We start from the raw sequence: 17986 nt of genomic DNA on the forward strand, positions 1-17986 counted from the left end.
CTGTCGCGCCTCGGGCTGCGAGCGCGACACGTCTTATAAATCATCCATACCCGTGAAATTGGTCACCAGGGCTCGCAGTTTTCGCTTGAGTACGGAATAGCTGAAAAAGCGTTTGCCGAGCTCAAAGTTGTGCTCGACCACTTCTTGACGATAAGCTTCGTCTTCCATCAGGTTACGGACCTGAGTGACGACGTCCTTGGTCAGATACCCATCCATCGTCACGACCTTGAAGCCTTTGGGTTCAATGTCGGTGACGAAGATCGAGTAGCGATTCACCAGGACTGGCTTCTTGAAGTAGAACGCTTCGATCAATGCATTTCCAAACCCTTCGTACAGGCTTGGGTAACTGATAAAGTCGGCAGCTGCGTAGCAATCGCCGAGGGTGTAAATCTTGCGACCTTCGCGGTCGGTGCCTCGCTCTTCCCCCACGCGATCGGCAACAAAACGAAGGTCGACGTTTTGTCGTTCGGCCATCTCGCGCAGGGCATGCATATACTCATCCCCTTCGTCGCCAGACTCGTGCGTGATCACCAGCTTGTACTTAGGGTTGTTGAGCGAATTGACCAGGGAAATCGCATGCTCAATCCCCTTACGCGGCACCACGCGAGTTGGCTGCAAGATGACGATATCATCGTCCGTAAGGCCAATGTCTTCCTTGAAGCTCAGCGGGTAGTCGTCGTTGATCGGTGGGTCCTCGAAATCGAGAACGTTCGGAACCAGGATCGACGATTGCCCCTTACGGTGCGACAGGTCGGCCTGACCTGGCAAGTTGATCGTAACGTGCTGAATCGACGGCAGCGTTGGCGGGAAGGCCATGCTGAGGATGTCGTTGATGCCGTTGACCGAGAAGCGATCGCGTTCCCAGTAGAAGTCGTGATGGTGGGCGATCGTGGGGAATCCCGTTTCGGCGATGAACATGGTGATGGCCACGCCCAGAGGAACGTTCATCGGAATGCAGAGCGCATTTTGCACGATCATCACCTCGATGTTGAAGCGACGAGTGAATTCGTACAGCGTGTGTTTAAGATACTCGGCAAGCGCGAATATCCGCCGCGTAACTTCCGGGTCACGAGTCGTCGTCCCGAAGATACGCCGGTTAATCCATTGTATGTCTGGATGACCAAAATAGGCATGGGGAACCAAACTGGTAATGTCGGGATCGGTATCCATCTTCCCGCCGTACCAGTAGCTGACGTGCTTATAGTCCCAGAGGACCTTGGCCCACTTGGCCGCCTCTAACGAAACGCCGTCGGTCCCGGCGAAACGTGTTCCTACGAAACCAATGTTGTGCCCTGCGGTATCAGTTACGTTCATGCTGGATTATCTCGGAAGGCAAGCCAAAATGTCGGAAAGTCTAGTGAGTGTCACGTCAGGGTGTATTGGCAACATTCGAGCATCGTCCTTCCGTAGTCGGAGACTACGACGGTCACCTGCAAAGAGAGCAGTTTTCATGCCAATTTGCGATGCGGGCTGAATATCGTTCAGCATGTCATTGCCAACATATAAAATATGACACGCGTCGATTTCCTGGTCGGCTAAACTTTTCGCAGCGGCCTCATAAAGCTCTGTCCCAGGCTTGGCAACACGATGCTCGTACGAGAAAAAACAGTTCTCCGGCCGGAAACCATTTTCCTCAAGTGGCGATTCGAGGAACGTTTCCACTATTTTCGGCGTAAAGTACTGGGCATTGCTGATGATGCCGAGCGTGTATTCTCGCTCGTTTAGCCAGGCGAGCACCTCCCGCAAGTCGGGCATCGGCCACACCGGATTGACCCTCGTTTCGAACTCCAGAGCGAACAATTTCATATCGAAATCACACGGCAGTTCGACCTGCCCACGACGCATCGGACCGTCAAAAACTTTTTCCCAAATTTCTTCGATCACCACCTCCGGATAAGAAGTGCCTCTTTTAGTGGCAATTTTGTGATCATCCTTAATCACGTCGTAAAATTGGGCAATCATCTCATCCGCAGGCACTTCGCACTGCACGCCACTGGCCACCCAGGCCGCTTCCAGGGCATCTCCCTTGGTCATTTCCATGGCGGTGCCGACATCGCCGCTGCCGCTCACCAGAAGCGTTCCGTAGATATCAAACAATACCGCGCGGATCCCTGGCAATTCTTTCAGGTCTGCCTGCTGATCTGTGGGGATGGGTTCGAGTGGCTGACTGTTGTGCTTCAAGATTTCCGAAAAAGAGTTCATGCGTCTTCCAGGCGAACAGGATGAAAGCGGGACAGTTCGACAAATTGTCGCAAGATACGATTGGCTCCGTTGAACGACGAAACGGGCCCCGGTTGCAGTTTGGCCAACCGCTCGTATCGTTCGCGAAGTCGCTCTCCGGTTCCCTTCAAGCCGAACCGAGTCAGGACAATTTGTGAATTGATTTGAATGGTGGAATCGAAGTTGGCATCGTCCTGCGTGAGGGGACGCATCACCTGGGCGTTCTCTTCGACAATCGCTTCGGCAAGCTCTTGGTTTCCGGCAACGGCTTGCACGACTTCTCGCTGGGCCTCAACCGTTAAAAGCGCGAAGTCGATCCACTCGTCGCTTAGCCGCTCGTCGAGTTGTTTCTCCAGGTCTTCGGCTTCCAATTCGTCATGACCAAAGTCGCGTTGCACCTGCGTGAATAACTCGGTCATTCGCTCGCGATACGCTTGTTCCGAAAAGACTTCGCGTCCGGTGATCGGGCAGCGCTTCGGAATGTAGAGACACGCCGCCAGGCTATCTAGCCGCAGTCCGGCTTCTTTGAAGTCGGCCGAGATCTCCGGCAGGTCGCGCCCGATCAGCAGCTTGCCGGCGACCCACGCTTCGAGAAACACGAGCCCAAATCCTTCGGCCACACTCGTATTGATGATCGCATCGGCCGCGGCCAAGTTCTCGTGAAAGGAAAGACCCGCATCGCCACCGACATCGAACTTGCACGGAAGCCCCAGCTCGGCGGCCAGCGCTTCCCATGCCTGGTACGGCTTCAGTTCGACGGGATTAACCGGGGCCAGCGTGATTGCAAAGCTGGCCGGCTTGAGGGCCAGCGCCGACCACAGGACCAGTTCGCCCACGTTCTTCCGACGAATGCCCCGCACGGGATACAAGATATACGGCTCGCTGGGGCCGACGCCTAACTTCTCCTTTAGCGTGTGTCGTGCATCGGCTCGATGGGGCAGCGCCGGAAACGGCTGCACCGGGTTGGGAAGCCAGGCCAGCTTTTCGCTCGCGAAACCAGCCTTCTCGAGAATCCCCCGGTCGCGCGAGTTGAGGACCGCGTAGTCGACGTGGGGGGCCTGAAAGTAAACTTCGGCCATGCCTGTTCCCCGTTCGCCATAGTATTCGACCTGGCGGCGATAGTTGTCGGGGCGAAAGTCTTCCGCGAAGTCGTGCAGCTGAAGCAGCATCCGAAAGCCCGCTTCGGCCAGGCGAGCCAGGGCATTGGGCCAGGCGACATTCTTGCCCAGCGTGTGATTGTGGACATGTAGCAGCGTCTCTTCCGGAGCGAGTCCCAACTGCTCGAGCATCTCGGACGTTGCCCGGTAGGGGGCTTCTTCGCCCACGGCGGTGACCGTGTCGTAGTCGATGCTGGGGATCACGGCCAGTTCGATCCCTTCCAAAGCAGGCTCCGGTTGATCGGGCCAACCCGTGGCCCGGCCACCGTAAAGGATCACGATTCGATCGAAAATCTCCTTCGCCCCGGCTTCGTGCAGTGAACGTAGGTGATTTAAGATCACCTGCGTCACGCCGCCGCGATTCAGGTGATGATGCACGATTACCAGGTTCATCGAGATCCTTTCAAGTTTCCTGCTTGCCCACAAAACGCAAGAGCGCATTCTCCCCCGCCCTGTCGACTGTTAAGCTAGACGTGGAAGCAAGGAGAATCAAGTCGACCCCCCTGCCCTCCCTATTCAGGAATCTTATCTTCATGAGCGATGACGTCGAAAGTTTGTTGGCTTCCCTTTCCGAAGGCAATCGGGACGCAGCTGACAAGCTGTTACCGGTCCTTTATCAGGAACTGAAGGGGATTGCCAATCAGCACATGCGTAACGAGCGGGCCGATCATACGCTGCAGGCAACGGCCCTGGTGCATGAAGCATTCCTGAAGCTTGTCGATCAAAACCGAGTCGAGTGGAAAGGCAAAGCCCACTTCTGCGCGGTCGCTTCGAATATCATGCGGCGGATCCTGGTCGATCATGCCCGGACGAAGAACGCCGCCAAACGTGGGAAAGGCGCTCAGCGGATCACGCTGGAAGAAGGACTCGTCGCCGGCGATCCCCAAAACAACGTCGACCTGGTCGAGCTCGACGAGCTATTGACCGAACTGGCCGAACTCAATCCGCGGCACGCCAAGATCATCGAAATGCGCTACTTCGCCGGGATGACTGTGGAAGAGACCGCCGCGGCGCTCGATGTTTCGGTATCGACGGTGAAGGGAGATTGGCGCATGGCCAAAGCATGGCTCACTGCCAGACTGGAAGATAACTCCTCAGCCACTTAGCCTGATAGGATTTGCCACTGAGGACACACGGGCCTAAAGTATCAGTCGATCGAACATGACGCCAGACGATTATCAGCGACTTTGCGAAGCCTTCGAGAAAGCGGTTCAACTGCCGCCTGAACAGCGCGACGCTTGGCTGGCCGAGTGCTTCGCCGATCGCGCGGACCTGCATGATGAAGTCCGCCGCATGTTGGCCAACGACGACAACTCTTCGCTCGATAATTCTCCCCTGCACGTGCATCTGGCCGACGATGATCTGACGGAGGTGACGGTCGATCTCGATCCCGAGAGGACGGTCTCTTCCACCAGGAAAGCCGACAAGGTCGAATCGGTGCCAGGGTATGAACTGATCGATGAACTCGGCCGCGGCGGCATGGGGGTCGTCTTCAAGGCACGACAGCTGGCGCCCGAACGCGTGGTGGCCGTGAAGATGATTCTCTCCGGCCAGTTTGCATCGGCCCAGGAGATTCAACGCTTCCGGGCGGAAGCGGAAGCAGCCGCCAACTTGTCGCACGCCGGGATCGTGCCGATTTACGAAGTAGGGCACCATCAAGGTCGACACTTCTTCTCGATGGGGTACGTCGAAGGACGCAGCCTGGCCGATGTGATTCGCGAAGGAGGACTCACGCCGGAGCGAATTGCGGAGCTGGTTCTCGAGATCGCCCAGGCCATGGCCCATGCCCACTCGATGGGGATCGTGCATCGTGACTTGAAGCCGTCGAACATCTTGATCGACGCCGACGGCCACCCTCGGGTAACCGACTTCGGTCTGGCGAAGCGAATGGATGGCAATTCCGACATGACTTACTCGGGGCAGATTCTCGGTTCGCCGGGCTACATGGCCCCAGAGCAGGCCGCCGGCAAGAATCAACAAATCGACCACGCGACCGACATTTACGGCCTGGGGGCGATCCTGTATGCCCTGCTGACCGGCAAGCCGCCGTTTGCTGCCAGCAATATGCTGGATGCCATCGACCAGATCTGTACCGTGAATCCGATCCCTCCGCGGAAACTTAACTGGAGCGTACCCCGGTCGCTCGAAACGATCTGCCTGAAGTGTATGCATAAGACACCGGCGGCTCGGTATCGCAGCATGAAAGAACTAGCCGCCGACCTTCAGTCATACCTACAGCACGAGCCGATCCGGGCCAAGCCGCTAGGCATCGGCGAGCGGATCATCTATTGGGCTCGGCGAAAGCCTGGCCTGGCCAGCACCCTGGCGGCTGTCCTGCTCTTCTACATCTATCACGTGATCAGTGCAGACATCCTGCACGATCCTATATCGTCGAGGCCGTGGTTTCGGGTGGCGTCGGTGCTGTTCGCGATTGCCTTTTCTGTAGCGGCTTGGTTCTTTCAGCGGATGTACGAGAAGCCCAGCACGCGCAACGTGGCCATCTATGCGTGGATGACCTGGAACTTCGTGCTGCTGACTGGCCTATTGTTTCTGGTTCACGGCGCGGCGAGTCCGTTGGCACTCATTTACCTGCTGCTGGTCGCGGCCAGCGCGACGCTCTACGAGAAAGGGCTGGTCGGGTACACGATGACCTTGGCCGCGATCGGCTACTTTACGCACGTCGTTGTCGGAGCCACACTTCGCCCGGTTGGTTATGTCGATTTCTTCGACGCCACCGTCATGATGATGTCGATTTTCATTCTGGGCATGATCCAGTACTTCGTCGTCCGGCGCATTCGACGGACGATGGAAGAAGAGTAGAATCGCCGTGGGATGGATGCCCTGCGAAAAAAATTCTGCGCGCACTATCTTCAGGCACACCCTGGCTGGTATACCTAATCATCGCACGGGGACTCTTCCCCAAAACGAACGAAACTCTCAATGTGCCACGGGCCTCTGCCCAGTGTCTTAGAAACCAAACTGAGCCTGGCTCCCTGGTACCTACTTCACGCTGGCCCGAGGCCTGTGGCACACGAAAGAACCATTTAAGTCCTTGCTATGAATTAGCCACGAACACCTTCTGCAACGAGTATCACCATGTCTGCAGCCCACGCACAACCTGAACCAAGCGGCCAGCGCTCGACCGAGCGCAAGCCGCAGGTGGTCGTGCGCGCAGGCAAAACCTACGTGTGCTCGGCTTGCGGTACGTTGGTGGAGATTCCAGAAGATGTCGTGGGGCAACTGGTGCTTGCGGTGGATCCTCCAACGGAGGTCTCGCACGTCGAACCGTCGCCTGCTCAGGAGACCGCTTCACCGCAAACGCCACAGAAAAACAACGCTTATGAGTCGCGTGCTCATCTGACAACGCGGACCCATCTGGTGGCGGTAGAAGACCCGCCGCCGCGATCTATTCCGCAGAAACACCGACCACCGAAGCCGAACCGCCCGCGGCAACCGAAGCGGACGTCTTTCACCGACCAGCTCATCGACGGACTGCGCGTGCCGTCCGCGAAAGAGCTAGACCGCGCGCTGGCCTGGGTGTCGTTTCACCTTAAGGTACTCGATCGGCAAGGGAGTGAAATCCATCGGCTGAAGAAGCTGCTCAAGAAACAAAGGGTGCCCTGCCCACCACCTGGTGCCCCTTCGAAGTCAGACGCCACACATTCAACACCAAGCCGCGCATGCAGGGCGAAGCAAACGCACGCCCAAGCAGACTTGGGCGTGGCACCCGAGAACGGGTTGCCCGGCGCGAACCAACTCCAAGAACGCGGCCCGCCTGACGAACCACATCTTGTCCCCTCGCCCCTGCGGGGAGAGGGCTAGGGTGAGGGGCTTTCTTGTACGATCCTCACCCCGCATCGCCAGATGAATGTTCCGAGTCGATCGTGAACACCGCTCGCGCATGCGCTTCTAACCAGCATGAAGCCCCCTCACCCTAACCCTCTCCCCCGCAGACGGTGGAGAGGGGACGAGAGTGTGGGCGCGCATGCTTTCTCAAATCGTCCGGGTGCCACGCCCAAGTCTTCTTGGGCGTGCAGTCGCGGCGTGTGCCTGCGCTGATGTTAATCAGACGTCGTCAGCCGACTAGCTGCCACCAACCACCGTGTACTGGGCCGTGGAGCCGGCTGGCTTGGTGACGACGACGCGAAACGTGTCGCCCTCGAACTTGCGGCTGTCCAAGCGGAAGGTGATCTTGTGACGGCCAGGCAGAACATCGGCTTGAATCGCTTCCGCACCGGGGAATTCGTCGTCGATGATCCAGACGGTAACGCCTTGCTTATGGTTCATTTCGACACCGATTTCGCCGCCATCGACGACTTCGATTTCGGCCTGCAGGAACAGCACGGGACTTTCGACTTCGCTCAGATCGGCCAGGGGCAGTTCGCCATTGACCTTACCGTACACCGGCAGCCAGGCATCGGCATCGAGGCCCAGGATCTGCGATTCGAACTCGCCGGTCGAAGGATTCGCTTCGCCTTGAAGGGCTTCAGGCACCTGCTTCAGCACGCGCCACCGCTGCACGGTCGGTTCGCTGCGAATGCCGTAAGGGCCAGGCTTGCCCAGTTCGGCGACGTAGGCGACCAGGTCGAGGAACTCGTCTTCGGTCAGGAAGTTGGCCAGGCCTTTGGGCATGAGCGAGCCCCCTTCCTTTTCCAGGTCGATGTCGTCGGCCGGAATGATGATTTCGTTGCCGTTGGCATCTTTCAGGATCGTGCGGTCTTCGTTTACGTCGGCGACGATGCCTTGGTGCATCTTGCCGTCGAAGTCGACGATCGACTTCATGATGTACGCTTCCTTGACGGCCATCTCGGGGAAGAGGATCGAGTTGATCACGTAGTCGACCGGGCTGGTCGCGCCGACAGGGCTCAGGTCCGGACCGATCTGCCCGCCAGCACCACTGATCGCGTGGCACTTCAGACAGCTGAGTTCCTTGCGGCGGAAGATCTCTTCACCGCGAGCCGGGTCCCCCTTTTTCAAAACCTGGGCGACAAGCGTTTGCAGCTGCTCTTCGGTGAGGGGATCGGGATTGTTGTCAATCCCAGCGGCAGCGCTCAGGACGTTCACCAGCGAAGCGTCCGAACGACCGACCGAGTACATCTGGCGAAGACACATCTTCGCCACGTCGCCGTCAAGCTCTTTGCCGTCCAGGGCCGCGGCAAGTGCATCAGGCCCCTTGGTATCGGCCAGGAAGGCATCGATCATGTCGGCCGGATCGGTCGACGTATCGGCCCCGGTAAGCACCTTCGCGGCAGCCGCGGCGGCCTTTTGGATGTCGATGTTGGTCAGGGCCGAGACGCCCAAGTAGCGGATCGAAAGAGGCTGGTCGTCGCTGGTCAGCTTGGCGACCGTTTCGGCCGTTTGGTCACTGCCGGTTGCAATCAGCGAGTCGATCGCCAGGCGACGCAGTTTCAAAGGTTGTTCGTTATCAAGGGCCAGCCCGGCCAGCGTGCCGGCGGTGGCTTCCACTTTCCAGAGACCGGCCAGTTGGATGCCCAGGGTTTTCATGCCTTGGTCGTCGCTGGCAATCAGATCGCCGATCGCCGAGAGATCGCCAGCGGGAATCAAGTTCCGGCTTTCGCTGGCCTTCTTCAAGGCTTGCAGCGACTCGAGTTTGAGTTCGGGGCTGAAGCCGTCGGCTTTGGTCGCTTCCTGAAAGAGGATCCCCAGGTTCTCGGCATTCCCGCGTTCGGCAATCATGCCGACGACCGTTCCGACACGGGACTCCGGCAACTTGCCACTTTGCAACAAGCGAACCATGGCGTCGGTCGCGCCTTGAGCATGAGCGGATTGCGGCGCGGCGAGCAGCATACTCGCAAGCAACAAACAACAGAGGACAAAAGGTCGATGGTACATCGTGGGTCTGTTCCGAAAGTTAGGCAGGCGGTCTGTCTAAAAAAAGAGTCATCCCCCAAGTCGAGGATGACTCTTCCTTAGTCATCATTCATTGTAATTCAAAAAACTAGCCTTGCTTGGCTCGCTTTTCGAGTGTTTCCAACGTTTCCTTCAGCGTGTATTCCAGGTAGTAGTCCTGGTCGTGAAGGAGCGATTGCAGGGCGATTTCCTGAGCACGTTCCACGTCTGTGCCATCGAAGAAGCTGAGCGCTCGGATGGCTTCCAGGCGGACGCGTGGGTTTTCGTCGTTGACCTGGGTTTCCAACAGATCGAGCGAACCGGGAACGCGATCGCGCCAGTAGCACAGCACGCGGGTCGCGGCCGCACGAGCACGGAAGTCGCTATCGGTTAGCATCCGCTTGAGCAGGTCGGCGTCGACCAGGTCCAAGTTCTGCTTGACCCACAGGGCTTCCAGCAAGTGGTGGTTGTAGTTCTCGTCGTTTTTGTCGAGACCAGCCATCCATGCTTCCAAAGCTTCGGAAACTTCCTTGCCGTCGTGACTGCGAAGTTCACGACGAACGCGGTAGCGGGTGCGATATTCTGGTTCCTTCAAGAGGTCCAGTAGCTCGGCCACCGAGGCACCAGCGATCTTCGGAGCTTTCACCAGATCGTTACCCGTGTAACGAATACGCCAGATACGACCATGGTGCTTATCACGTTTAGGGTCACGCAGCGAGTGCTGCATGTGACCGACCAGCGGGTTGTACCAGTCGACGATGTACAGAGCACCATCGGGGCCAAACTGGATATCGACCGGGCGGAAGCTGGTGTCCTTCGAGACCAACAGCGGGTCGACGGGGTCGGCATGGAAACCGCTTCCTTCGTCCTTGACCTTGTACTGCAGAATCCCTTGGAACCCGATGCAGTTGTTCAACAAGTAGTTGCCTTGGGCCGACTCGGGGAAGTTGCGGCTGGAAACGATTTCGCAACCAGCGGTCGGACGCCACTGCTTCTTGAGGAACTGATTCATGCGGCCATGCTTCTGCGGATAAACCACGTCACCACTGAATGCCGCACCGAAGTAGTTGGCACCACCGGAGGCGTCGGCCACGTAGTTTTGTCCCCAGTCGTCAAACGTGTGACCCCATGGGTTGGCAAAGCCATAGGAGACAAAGATATCGAGCTTCTCGGTCAGGGGTTCGTAACGGAAGATACCAGCGTTAGCGACGCGTTCCGGACCGTAAGGCGTTTCGACTTGCGAGTGATGGAAAGTGCCTTCCTGGAAGTACAACGCACCGCCTGGACCCCACGTGAATGCACTGATCGAGTGATGCGAGTCGGCCGAATCGAAGCCGTGCAGCACAAGCGTTCGCTCGTCGGCCTTGTCGTCGCCGTCGGTGTCCTTCAGGAACATCAGGTTCGGCTGCTGGGCAACGTAGGCACCCCCGTCACCGATTTCGATACCGGTCGGCACGTGCAGACCATCGGCAAACACGATTTGCTTGTCGGCCTCGCCGTCGCCGTCAGTGTCTTCCAGGATCAGCACCTTGTCGTCCGGTGGCGTACCGGGCAGGTACATCGGATAGCTTTCCATGGTGGTGACCCACAGGCGTCCCTTGGCATCGAAGGCCAATTGAACCGGGTTCTCCAGGTCGGGGAATTCCACTTCCGAGGCGAACAGGTTGATTTCGTAACCCTCAGGCAGCGAGAAGGTCTTGGCTTCGGCCGCGGGGTCGAAGATGTCGACCGGACGATTCACGTTCGTTTCGATCGAGGTGAAGTCGCCGGTGTTGCTGTCGTCGACTTGCTCAGGCACGCTTTCGCCGTTAGCCACTTTCCAGATGCGCTGATCGCGGTTTTCGATCATCTTGCGCAGCTTGGCGAACTCGGCCGGGAAGTTGACCACACCAAATGGATTCTTACGACCACCATAAATGTAGAAGCCGTTGACCGCGCGGTGATCGTAGAAGAACTGTAGGTCCTTCTCTTTCACCTCGGGGTAAAGCGTGGCCAAGTCGGTCTTGTACTGCGGAGCAGGACCGAAGAGACCTTCATCGAGAACCTTACCAAACAGCTGATAGCCTTGGTCGTTCAGGTGGATGCCGTTGATTGTCAGATCGGTTTCGCCAGCCATGGGCTCAAGCATCGGGGCGAAGACATCGACGTAAACCACATCGTGCTTGTCGGCCAGCTTGTGCATGGCCTCGGCGTACATGGCGATGTTTTCGTTGTTCTTTTCGCCCGTGGGCAGGTACCGCGAGTGAAGGTCTTCGTGCGGGATCGGAGAAACGAGAACGAGCGTTGGCGACTTGCCGTCGTACTGGCTCTTCTTGGTATCGGCGATGAACTTCTCCAGGTCCTTCTCGAACTTGTCGAGACCCTTGGCACCGGCGAACGATTCGTTGAAGCCGAAGAACGCCATAATGACGTCGGGCTTGTGGTCTTCCAGACGCGTGCCGTGATCGTAGAAGTCTTTGCTGCGAGGACGCAGGGTCAGTTCGTCGGCCGACCAGCCAAGGTCACGGACGACCAGGTTCAGCTCGGGGAAGCGTGCCTGAAGACGCGTCTCGAAGTGAGGGAAGTATTGCATCCGTTCGGCCAGCGTGTTGCCGATGTAGACAATCTTGTCGCCCTTCTTCAGTTCAAGCTGGGCGGCATCGGCGGAAGATGACGCGAAGAGCGAAACGCACAGACCCAGCAGCAAGGCTGCCGTACTCATTGGTCGAATCATGGTGTTCCTGATTTCGAAAAGGGTGCGAGGCATACGGGTGTGGGGAAGTGCCAGCGAAGCGAGGTAGGTTGTTCGAGGTCCCCTTAAGGCCTCTGTGGGCCGTACAGTGGTAACTCGAATCCTCGGATTATAAGCGTGAGCGTCGCCGCGTTAAAACCTTTGACGGCCATTTCGAGTTGGGCCGTTTCCGACATATTGGGGCGAATCAGACAAGAGCGTAAAAATTTTGAACGTTAAGCCAGCGATGCCACGAGCTAGGGGAAGCGGCAATTTGAGGTTTTCCGCAGGCTTCTTTTTAAGAATGAATCGCAGATTTCTCTGGCAATTCGGCAGGCTAACGAATCGGCACATTTTGTCCGGCGAATGCAGGCCGGGTTCCATGCACGCGGAGGATTCGCAGCACTTCGCAAACCGTTCCCGCGTCGCGGTTTAGATGGGTATGCAGCGAGTTCACCATGATCTCGGTTTGCACGCCTGGCAGTCGAGCGCTGGAGACAGGAACCACGCTGTCGCTTTGCCCATCGTGCGGCGACCACCAGCCATTGCCTAAGATCGTGTGGCTGGGAATGTCCGGTTGAATCGGCAAGCGATAGATGCCGGTTAGCAGCAAGCTATCGGGTCTGATCAAATCGAGACTGATCGGTATGCGGTGGCGGAACTCTTTGCGGAACGCGGCCGGGTTGTCTTCAAGCAGTTGCTTATGGGCATCCTTCAAGCAGGGATCTTGATGGACCAGCACCGACGATACGTGACCTGTCTTGGCGGACAGATGCGTGGTGCCTTGATGAGGCGTGCCGATGAAAACCACACGACCAACATGGGGCGAGTGGGTGAAGTAAAACTGATCGCGCAGGTACTGCTGCATTTTTGGCGGAGCATCCAGGGTACTCATCGGCTGGAAGGCGATGTGTTCCCACAGCGTGTTGCCACTGTCGGTCACTTGCAGCTTCGCGATGAGGCCTCCCATGCTGTGCCCCACGAGGACGACATTGCGGAGGTCACGATCGAACCCGCTGGGGTCCATTTCCATAATGATCTGATTGAGCTGATCACGCAGCACGGAGGCTGACTCCATGAACGGAGCACCGCTGGGATGGTGAAACGCCCAAACTTCGTAACGCGATGCTAAGTCAGGGTTGCCGTCGATCTCGTTGGCAATTCCAGCCCAGGTATAAGGAGCCGAGAAGAGACCATGGACAAAGATGACGGGGATCTTGCCTTTGCGATGCGGTTCGAGAATGAACAGTCCTTGCTCGTCCATGTTCCGGTAAGGGTGCATGGCCTGTAGCTTCGACTCGCCGCGTGTTTCGCTGAGCAAGTAAGCGTAAGGAGCGGTCGTGTCTTTGGCCAGTGGAATCTGGCGGCAATTGAATTCGACATCGCCTGAGGTACGTGGGTCGTACAGTTCAAGCTTAGCGACGACCTGTTCCACATGCGTACCGCTGGGGATCGCTGCTTCGACGGTTGCGTCGTACAGATTCATTTCCGCTTCAGGTCGTAGAATGCCGGTGACCGAAAACGGAACTTCCTTCGGGAACCACTTGTCGGCCTTCTTCTTTTCGCGGATGCAGACCATTGGCACGCCGAGCCCCGGCGAGCGGTGCTTGGTCAGCAGGTAACGCGACTGGTAGTCCCCCACGACGTGCCAGCGATCGAAGTCGTCGGCCGTGCGCTGGAAGTTGACGTATTCGAATTCGACGATCTTGTAGCCACCATTAACGGGTAGCTTGATGCCGCACTTTTTATCGATGTAGCCCGCCTTATCGGCAATGAACATCAAGCGTGCGATCGACGAGTGATAGACCTGCCACGCCCTTTCGGTGCCTGGGGTCGTTTTCGGTTGCGGCGGGACGGTTTGCATGTAGCGATAGGCCGCGATGGCCGCATCGAGATACATGTTCATCGCCGATTCATCGAGCTGTTTATCGGCATCGACCGCCATTGCGTAATACGACTCGGCTTGTCGTAGTTGGATATCGGCGGATTCGGTTTCTGGTATCGATGTCTCGACGATGCCTTGCATCTCAGGCATGTAGAGCACTTCCCCTTCGCCCAGTTCGCTTTGAAAGAACTCGGGGCCGATATTGGTCGGCTCGCCGACGACCTCAGGACCCGTCACCGGGTAGGTTGGCGTTTCGATACGTTCGCCACCGTGATCCAACAGGTTGGGCATGTTCGACATGCGCTTCAGAGGACGACCGACGACCGCTTCACCCAGGTTGGTCGAAACGTCCTGGTAACCTTCGGGAGCGTCAATTTCCTCTTCGAAGGCGCACAGTTGAATGAAGGAAGAAGCGACTTCGGTAGCTGGCCGGGCGTCGGCCAGTGAGTCGGCATCGAGGTCGGTCGACTCGATCGCGGTGACTTCGCAAGAGTTCCACCAGATACCAAACGGATACTGCGACTTCGGGTTGGCTTCCGGACAAGGAGCGACCATTTGAGGATCGCGCCAGCGACCCTTGCGGCAGAGCGCGCAGCCGGATGCGAACTGAATCAACAGGATCGCAGCGCAAAGGGCGGCAAATGTCGGCTTCCAGCGGACCACGAGATTCGCTTCCTGCATTTTTTGGGTGGGGAGTGTGTCGGGACATGTCATCCATCACGACATGCGCACCAGAGCGAAATTGAGTTCGAATTTCGCCATGAAACGTTACCCCACCGAAAAGGTCCGCGCAGCCAACTGTCTTGGCGCAAGCAAGAAATATCGCCATCACCTCTTCGGGTGATAGCGATCGTTTCGGTTTTAGTGACCCAGGGCCGTCAGAACTAAGCTCCGGCCGAGGCGATTTGCTTCGGGAACAAGGCCGTCCGCCAGCGAGCGGCACGTTCGATGTGCTGCTGAACGATGTTGCACAATTCAGCTCGTTGGATCGGTTTGAGCAGGAAGTCGGAGGCTCCATTTTCGACTGCTTGCGTCACATGCATCCAGCTCGACTGACCGGTCAGGAAGACAACCTGAGTCCAGGCATTTCGCTGTTTGGCGAAGACCAGCATATCCTGGCCACTGATCTGCGGCATCTCGATATCGCTGATCAGCAGATCGCAGCAGTTGGAACCGATCCAGCTTTGGGCCTCGTAGGCGTCGGTGAAGTCGATTATGTCAAGTTCGTTGCCAAAAGCTCCGCGAAGGATGGTTTTCACCAAGCGAACGATACCAGCATCGTCGTCGAGAATCACGGTTTTCAGTTTGCGGCTAGACATATTGTTGATCCTAACGCCCTAAGAATCACTAAGAATGGTTTGGGTTTTCACTCGAAGACTAGGTTACAATTGCCTAATAAGCGCGTCCCTTTTGTGGGAGTCCGCAACCCTTGAGTTTGACTTCATGAGTGGGAGTACCGGTTTTATGGAAGATATGGATTTTGTGCCTGTCCGTACGTGCCAGAGTCACGAGGAAGCGACGATCATTCAAAACGCGCTTCAGGAAGAAGGTATTCCGTGCACCCTGGACAACGACCATCAGGGCGGCCTGACCGGCGTGCTGGCGATCCGCATTATGGTGCCCAGCGAAAGGAAAGAAGCCGCCGATCAATTTCTCACCGAGCATCACTCGGAGTAGATCGACTAGCCCTGCATGGCTTGAATCGCCGCAGTCAATTCAGTGACGGCCGACTTAAGGTCGTTGCCTTCCAACCAAAGACGCGGCGCATGAACCTTTTGACGAACGGCCTCAGCTAACGCAGCTTGAAGGCCGTTTCTTTCTTCAGGCGACCACCAACCTGCTTCGACGTCGCCGTAGGTATCTTCCGGGCGATTCCAATAGACCGTCAGCCGTGCTGGTGATGTGCCTGGTGGGATGCTGGAAATGGTCCCGCCCAGGACCTCGGCGATACCGAACCACCAGGGAAGAACGCGGACGCTCGAGCCAGGGGGGAGGCTACGATGCTCCAACTGCTGCTTGGTTAAATTCTGCAGCGAAGTCACCAATTCGTCTCGTGACTTGGGAAGCGGCAGCAATTCGTTCGCAAGCGAATGTTTTGGGTCGCTTAGTTCTTTTTCAGTCGCAGCGAGCAAGTCGCCGACCGCAGGTCCCGGCAATGCGGCGATCTCAACCACCGGTGGAGCACCCGAGAGATGCTCCCACAGCTGCCCTATCGTCGTGTCGAGCTCGGGGTGAAGCATCTCGGTCGCAACTTCCGCAGCAGGCTGCATGACGAAACGTCGGAAGCTCATGCGCGGATGCGGGATGGTAAGCTGCGGTGTTTTGATGATCTGCCGGTCATAGAGAAGCAAGTCAATGTCAAGCTTCCGAGCACCCCAGCGTTGGATGCGAACGCGGCCATGGCTTTGCTCGATATCGATCAGCTTCTGATGAACTTGCTCGGGCGAGAGAGAGGTAGAAAATTTCGCCGCCGAATTGAGATAATCGGGTTGCCCGCTGGGACCACCGACCGGTTTGGTGATCAACAGTTCGCTTCGTGCTTCCAACGTAAACTCTGGATCGGAAGCGAGTTGGTCAACGGCCTGCGTCAGGGTTTCGCCCAGATCTCCGAGATTCGCGCCCAGGGCAATCAAAATGGTGGGCACAAGTCAGTTGCTCTGCGAGCGGCTCGAGGAAACGTCAGACGAACAGGTGTGAATAACATGTTGATCAGGACGCCAAAAAGCATGAAGGGATCTCCATAAACAAGCTCGGAAGCTTGTCGCACGTCGGTCCATTCAGTCGTCGCCCTTCAAACTTTTTAGCGGAGAGTGTTGCCAACCTATGTGTGACAATTCCCTTTGCCGGAAAGCAATATCTCTCGCACGCACTCATATCCCTCTCGTTCTCCGCTACGGCTTGCACACTTGCCGTCGAAACCGCGTGGCGTTGCTGCACTTTTCCAGGCGCGCAGAAGTCCCTAAGGATTTCCTATATTCGCGAGCCAGGAACCAAAGGTCAGAAAGACCAATTTGCAACAAGTGACACGGGATTTGGAGGAGGAGAGAGGTGTTAAAGACGCTAATCGCGTCCCTTGGTTCCAATCAACATAGGGACTAATTTTGCGAAGCGAAGCGGAGTTGTCAAGCAACCATCGTAATCTTTTTTTCACATTGTGATTCTGGCTTGAATTTCATCGCAAAAAATCGTTTGCATTTCGTTGTCAAGGCTTGTGCTCAAAAAACGCAAAGCGTGAAAGTCGAAATCAAAGAGTGAGTAATTATTTAGTGAGTCGTTAGGTGTTATTTCGTTATTGGCGCTCACATGGCAGATAGTGTGAAAGTCGATTCACAGGCCGACTAAGCCATTCGGCGATGCGAAAGGGCCGGTAATTCCGCACGTATTTTACGCTGGGCGGCGAGATCGATTTCGGCGTAGATGATGCCTTGCTTATCGCGATCGCCACGGGCGAGCACCTTTCCCCAGGGATCGATAATCAAAGAATTTCCGTGACACTTGATCGTGTCGCCATACATCCCGCATTGATTCGCGGCGATAACATAAATTTGATTTTCAATCGCACGTGCCCGCGCTAAAACTTCCCAATGCGCCTCGCCAGTCTTGTCCGTAAACGCGGCAGGCAGCACACAGACCTGCATTCCGTCTTCGGTCAGGCGACGGAAAATCTCGGGGAACCGCAAATCGTAGCAGATGGCCTGGCCGATATGCCCCAGCGGCGTTGCCGCGACCGACAATTGACTGCCTGCCCGCACGTAGTCGGACTCGACCACTTTCACCTCCGGCAGGTTGATATCGAAGCAGTGGATCTTGTCGTAGGTGGACAAAACTTGGCCATGCGGACCGAATAGAATGCTTCGGTTCATCACCTTGCTGGGGTCGTCACTAGCGGCGATGGCCACGCTGCCGGCACACAGCACCAGCTCGTTCTTGATGGCCAGGCCACGCATGGTTTGCAGGACCTTTCCGTCCATCGTTTCGGCGTTTTCACGCAGCTGAGAAACTTTTCCGAGGTAAGGAAACAGCTCAGGAAGTACCACCAATTGGGCCCCTTCCTGGGCCGCATCCGTGATCATTGATTCCGCTTGTTCCAAATTCACCGATTTTTCCGCTCCCGAGTCCATTTGTAGGGCGGCAACAACGTAAGGAGCGATCATAGCTGCGGGT

At 56.9% G+C, this 17986-nt stretch carries 13 protein-coding genes; 4 read left to right on the forward strand and 9 right to left on the reverse strand.

All coding sequences use genetic code 11. The features are described from left to right. Window positions 1-33: 33 nt before the first annotated feature. Genes PSR63_RS14550 through PSR63_RS14560 form a run of 3 tightly spaced genes read right to left on the reverse strand, consistent with a single transcriptional unit; the run spans window position 34 to window position 3770 of the window. Window positions 34-1314 carry a glycosyltransferase family 4 protein gene (locus tag PSR63_RS14550; protein WP_274334174.1) on the reverse strand — a complete coding sequence of 427 codons (1281 nt, stop codon included), beginning with the start codon at window positions 1312-1314 and terminating at the stop codon, window positions 34-36. 6 nt (window positions 1315-1320) lie between these two features. Beyond that, window positions 1321-2202, reverse strand: a complete 882-nt coding sequence (locus PSR63_RS14555) for an HAD family hydrolase (RefSeq protein WP_274334175.1) — start codon at window positions 2200-2202, stop codon at window positions 1321-1323. Next, on the reverse strand, window positions 2199-3770 hold the full coding sequence (locus PSR63_RS14560; RefSeq protein ID WP_274334176.1) for a hypothetical protein: 1572 nt from the start codon (window positions 3768-3770) through the stop codon (window positions 2199-2201). The genes PSR63_RS14555 and PSR63_RS14560 overlap by 4 nt, the downstream gene beginning before the upstream one ends. Before the next feature lie 140 nt (window positions 3771-3910). Here PSR63_RS14560 and PSR63_RS14565 point away from each other — a divergent pair, with 140 nt between their 5' ends. The 3 genes from PSR63_RS14565 to PSR63_RS14575 all read left to right on the forward strand — a co-directional run bounded on the left by PSR63_RS14565 (window position 3911) and on the right by PSR63_RS14575 (window position 7199). Beyond that, window positions 3911-4483 carry a sigma-70 family RNA polymerase sigma factor gene (locus tag PSR63_RS14565; RefSeq protein WP_274334177.1) on the forward strand — a complete coding sequence of 191 codons (573 nt, stop codon included), beginning with the start codon at window positions 3911-3913 and terminating at the stop codon, window positions 4481-4483. 55 nt (window positions 4484-4538) lie between these two features. After that, window positions 4539-6197 (forward strand): serine/threonine-protein kinase, encoded by a 1659-nt coding sequence (locus PSR63_RS14570; RefSeq protein ID WP_274334178.1) that lies wholly within the window; start codon window positions 4539-4541, stop codon window positions 6195-6197. 276 nt (window positions 6198-6473) lie between these two features. Continuing rightward, window positions 6474-7199 carry a hypothetical protein gene (locus PSR63_RS14575; protein ID WP_274334179.1) on the forward strand — a complete coding sequence of 242 codons (726 nt, stop codon included), beginning with the start codon at window positions 6474-6476 and terminating at the stop codon, window positions 7197-7199. Between the two features lie 261 nt (window positions 7200-7460). Here PSR63_RS14575 and PSR63_RS14580 read toward each other — a convergent pair whose 3' ends face one another. From PSR63_RS14580 to PSR63_RS14595, 4 genes are all read right to left on the reverse strand, one after another. After that, a complete protein-coding gene (locus PSR63_RS14580; protein ID WP_274334180.1) occupies window positions 7461-9230 on the reverse strand; it encodes a c-type cytochrome in 1770 nt (589 codons plus the stop codon). 106 nt (window positions 9231-9336) lie between these two features. Then, a complete protein-coding gene (locus PSR63_RS14585) occupies window positions 9337-11940 on the reverse strand; it encodes a PVC-type heme-binding CxxCH protein (RefSeq protein WP_274334181.1) in 2604 nt (867 codons plus the stop codon). Between the two features lie 334 nt (window positions 11941-12274). Beyond that, the gene (locus PSR63_RS14590) at window positions 12275-14485 is read right to left on the reverse strand and encodes an esterase/lipase family protein (RefSeq protein WP_274334182.1); all 2211 of its coding nucleotides are present in this window, start codon (window positions 14483-14485) and stop codon (window positions 12275-12277) included. Between the two features lie 221 nt (window positions 14486-14706). Further along, window positions 14707-15141: a response regulator gene (locus PSR63_RS14595; protein WP_274334183.1), complete on the reverse strand. Its 435-nt coding sequence runs from the start codon at window positions 15139-15141 to the stop codon at window positions 14707-14709. Between the two features lie 145 nt (window positions 15142-15286). On the opposite strand from PSR63_RS14595, the gene PSR63_RS14600 reads away from it, so the two are divergent. Further along, window positions 15287-15499, forward strand: coding sequence for a putative signal transducing protein (locus tag PSR63_RS14600; protein WP_274334184.1), 213 nt, complete (start codon window positions 15287-15289; stop codon window positions 15497-15499). Between the two features lie 5 nt (window positions 15500-15504). Here the strand turns inward: PSR63_RS14600 and folK are convergent, their stop codons facing one another. Further along, window positions 15505-16467: a 2-amino-4-hydroxy-6-hydroxymethyldihydropteridine diphosphokinase gene (gene folK, locus PSR63_RS14605; RefSeq protein ID WP_274334185.1), complete on the reverse strand. Its 963-nt coding sequence runs from the start codon at window positions 16465-16467 to the stop codon at window positions 15505-15507. Window positions 16468-17160: 693 nt separating this feature from the next. Next, window positions 17161-17976: a carbon-nitrogen hydrolase family protein gene (locus PSR63_RS14610; RefSeq protein ID WP_274334186.1), complete on the reverse strand. Its 816-nt coding sequence runs from the start codon at window positions 17974-17976 to the stop codon at window positions 17161-17163. Between the last annotated feature and the right edge of the window lie 10 nt (window positions 17977-17986).

The sequence above is a fragment of the Bremerella sp. P1 genome, from assembly GCF_028748185.1.
Taxonomy (GTDB): domain Bacteria; phylum Planctomycetota; class Planctomycetia; order Pirellulales; family Pirellulaceae; genus Bremerella.

Bases quoted from the DNA above. Each gene is read 5' to 3' on its own strand.
- PSR63_RS14570 (WP_274334178.1), top strand. From the start codon at position 4,539: ATGACGCCAGACGATTATCAGCGACTTTGCGAAGCCTTCGAGAAAGCG.
- PSR63_RS14600 (WP_274334184.1), top strand. From the start codon at position 15,287: ATGGAAGATATGGATTTTGTGCCTGTCCGTACGTGCCAGAGTCACGAG.
- PSR63_RS14560 (WP_274334176.1), bottom strand. From the start codon at position 3,770: ATGAACCTGGTAATCGTGCATCATCACCTGAATCGCGGCGGCGTGACG.
- PSR63_RS14610 (WP_274334186.1), bottom strand. From the start codon at position 17,976: ATGATCGCTCCTTACGTTGTTGCCGCCCTACAAATGGACTCGGGAGCG.
- PSR63_RS14575 (WP_274334179.1), top strand. From the start codon at position 6,474: ATGTCTGCAGCCCACGCACAACCTGAACCAAGCGGCCAGCGCTCGACC.
- PSR63_RS14585 (WP_274334181.1), bottom strand. From the start codon at position 11,940: ATGATTCGACCAATGAGTACGGCAGCCTTGCTGCTGGGTCTGTGCGTT.
- PSR63_RS14555 (WP_274334175.1), bottom strand. From the start codon at position 2,202: ATGAACTCTTTTTCGGAAATCTTGAAGCACAACAGTCAGCCACTCGAA.
- PSR63_RS14565 (WP_274334177.1), top strand. From the start codon at position 3,911: ATGAGCGATGACGTCGAAAGTTTGTTGGCTTCCCTTTCCGAAGGCAAT.
- PSR63_RS14595 (WP_274334183.1), bottom strand. From the start codon at position 15,141: ATGTCTAGCCGCAAACTGAAAACCGTGATTCTCGACGACGATGCTGGT.
- PSR63_RS14580 (WP_274334180.1), bottom strand. From the start codon at position 9,230: ATGTACCATCGACCTTTTGTCCTCTGTTGTTTGTTGCTTGCGAGTATG.
- PSR63_RS14550 (WP_274334174.1), bottom strand. From the start codon at position 1,314: ATGAACGTAACTGATACCGCAGGGCACAACATTGGTTTCGTAGGAACA.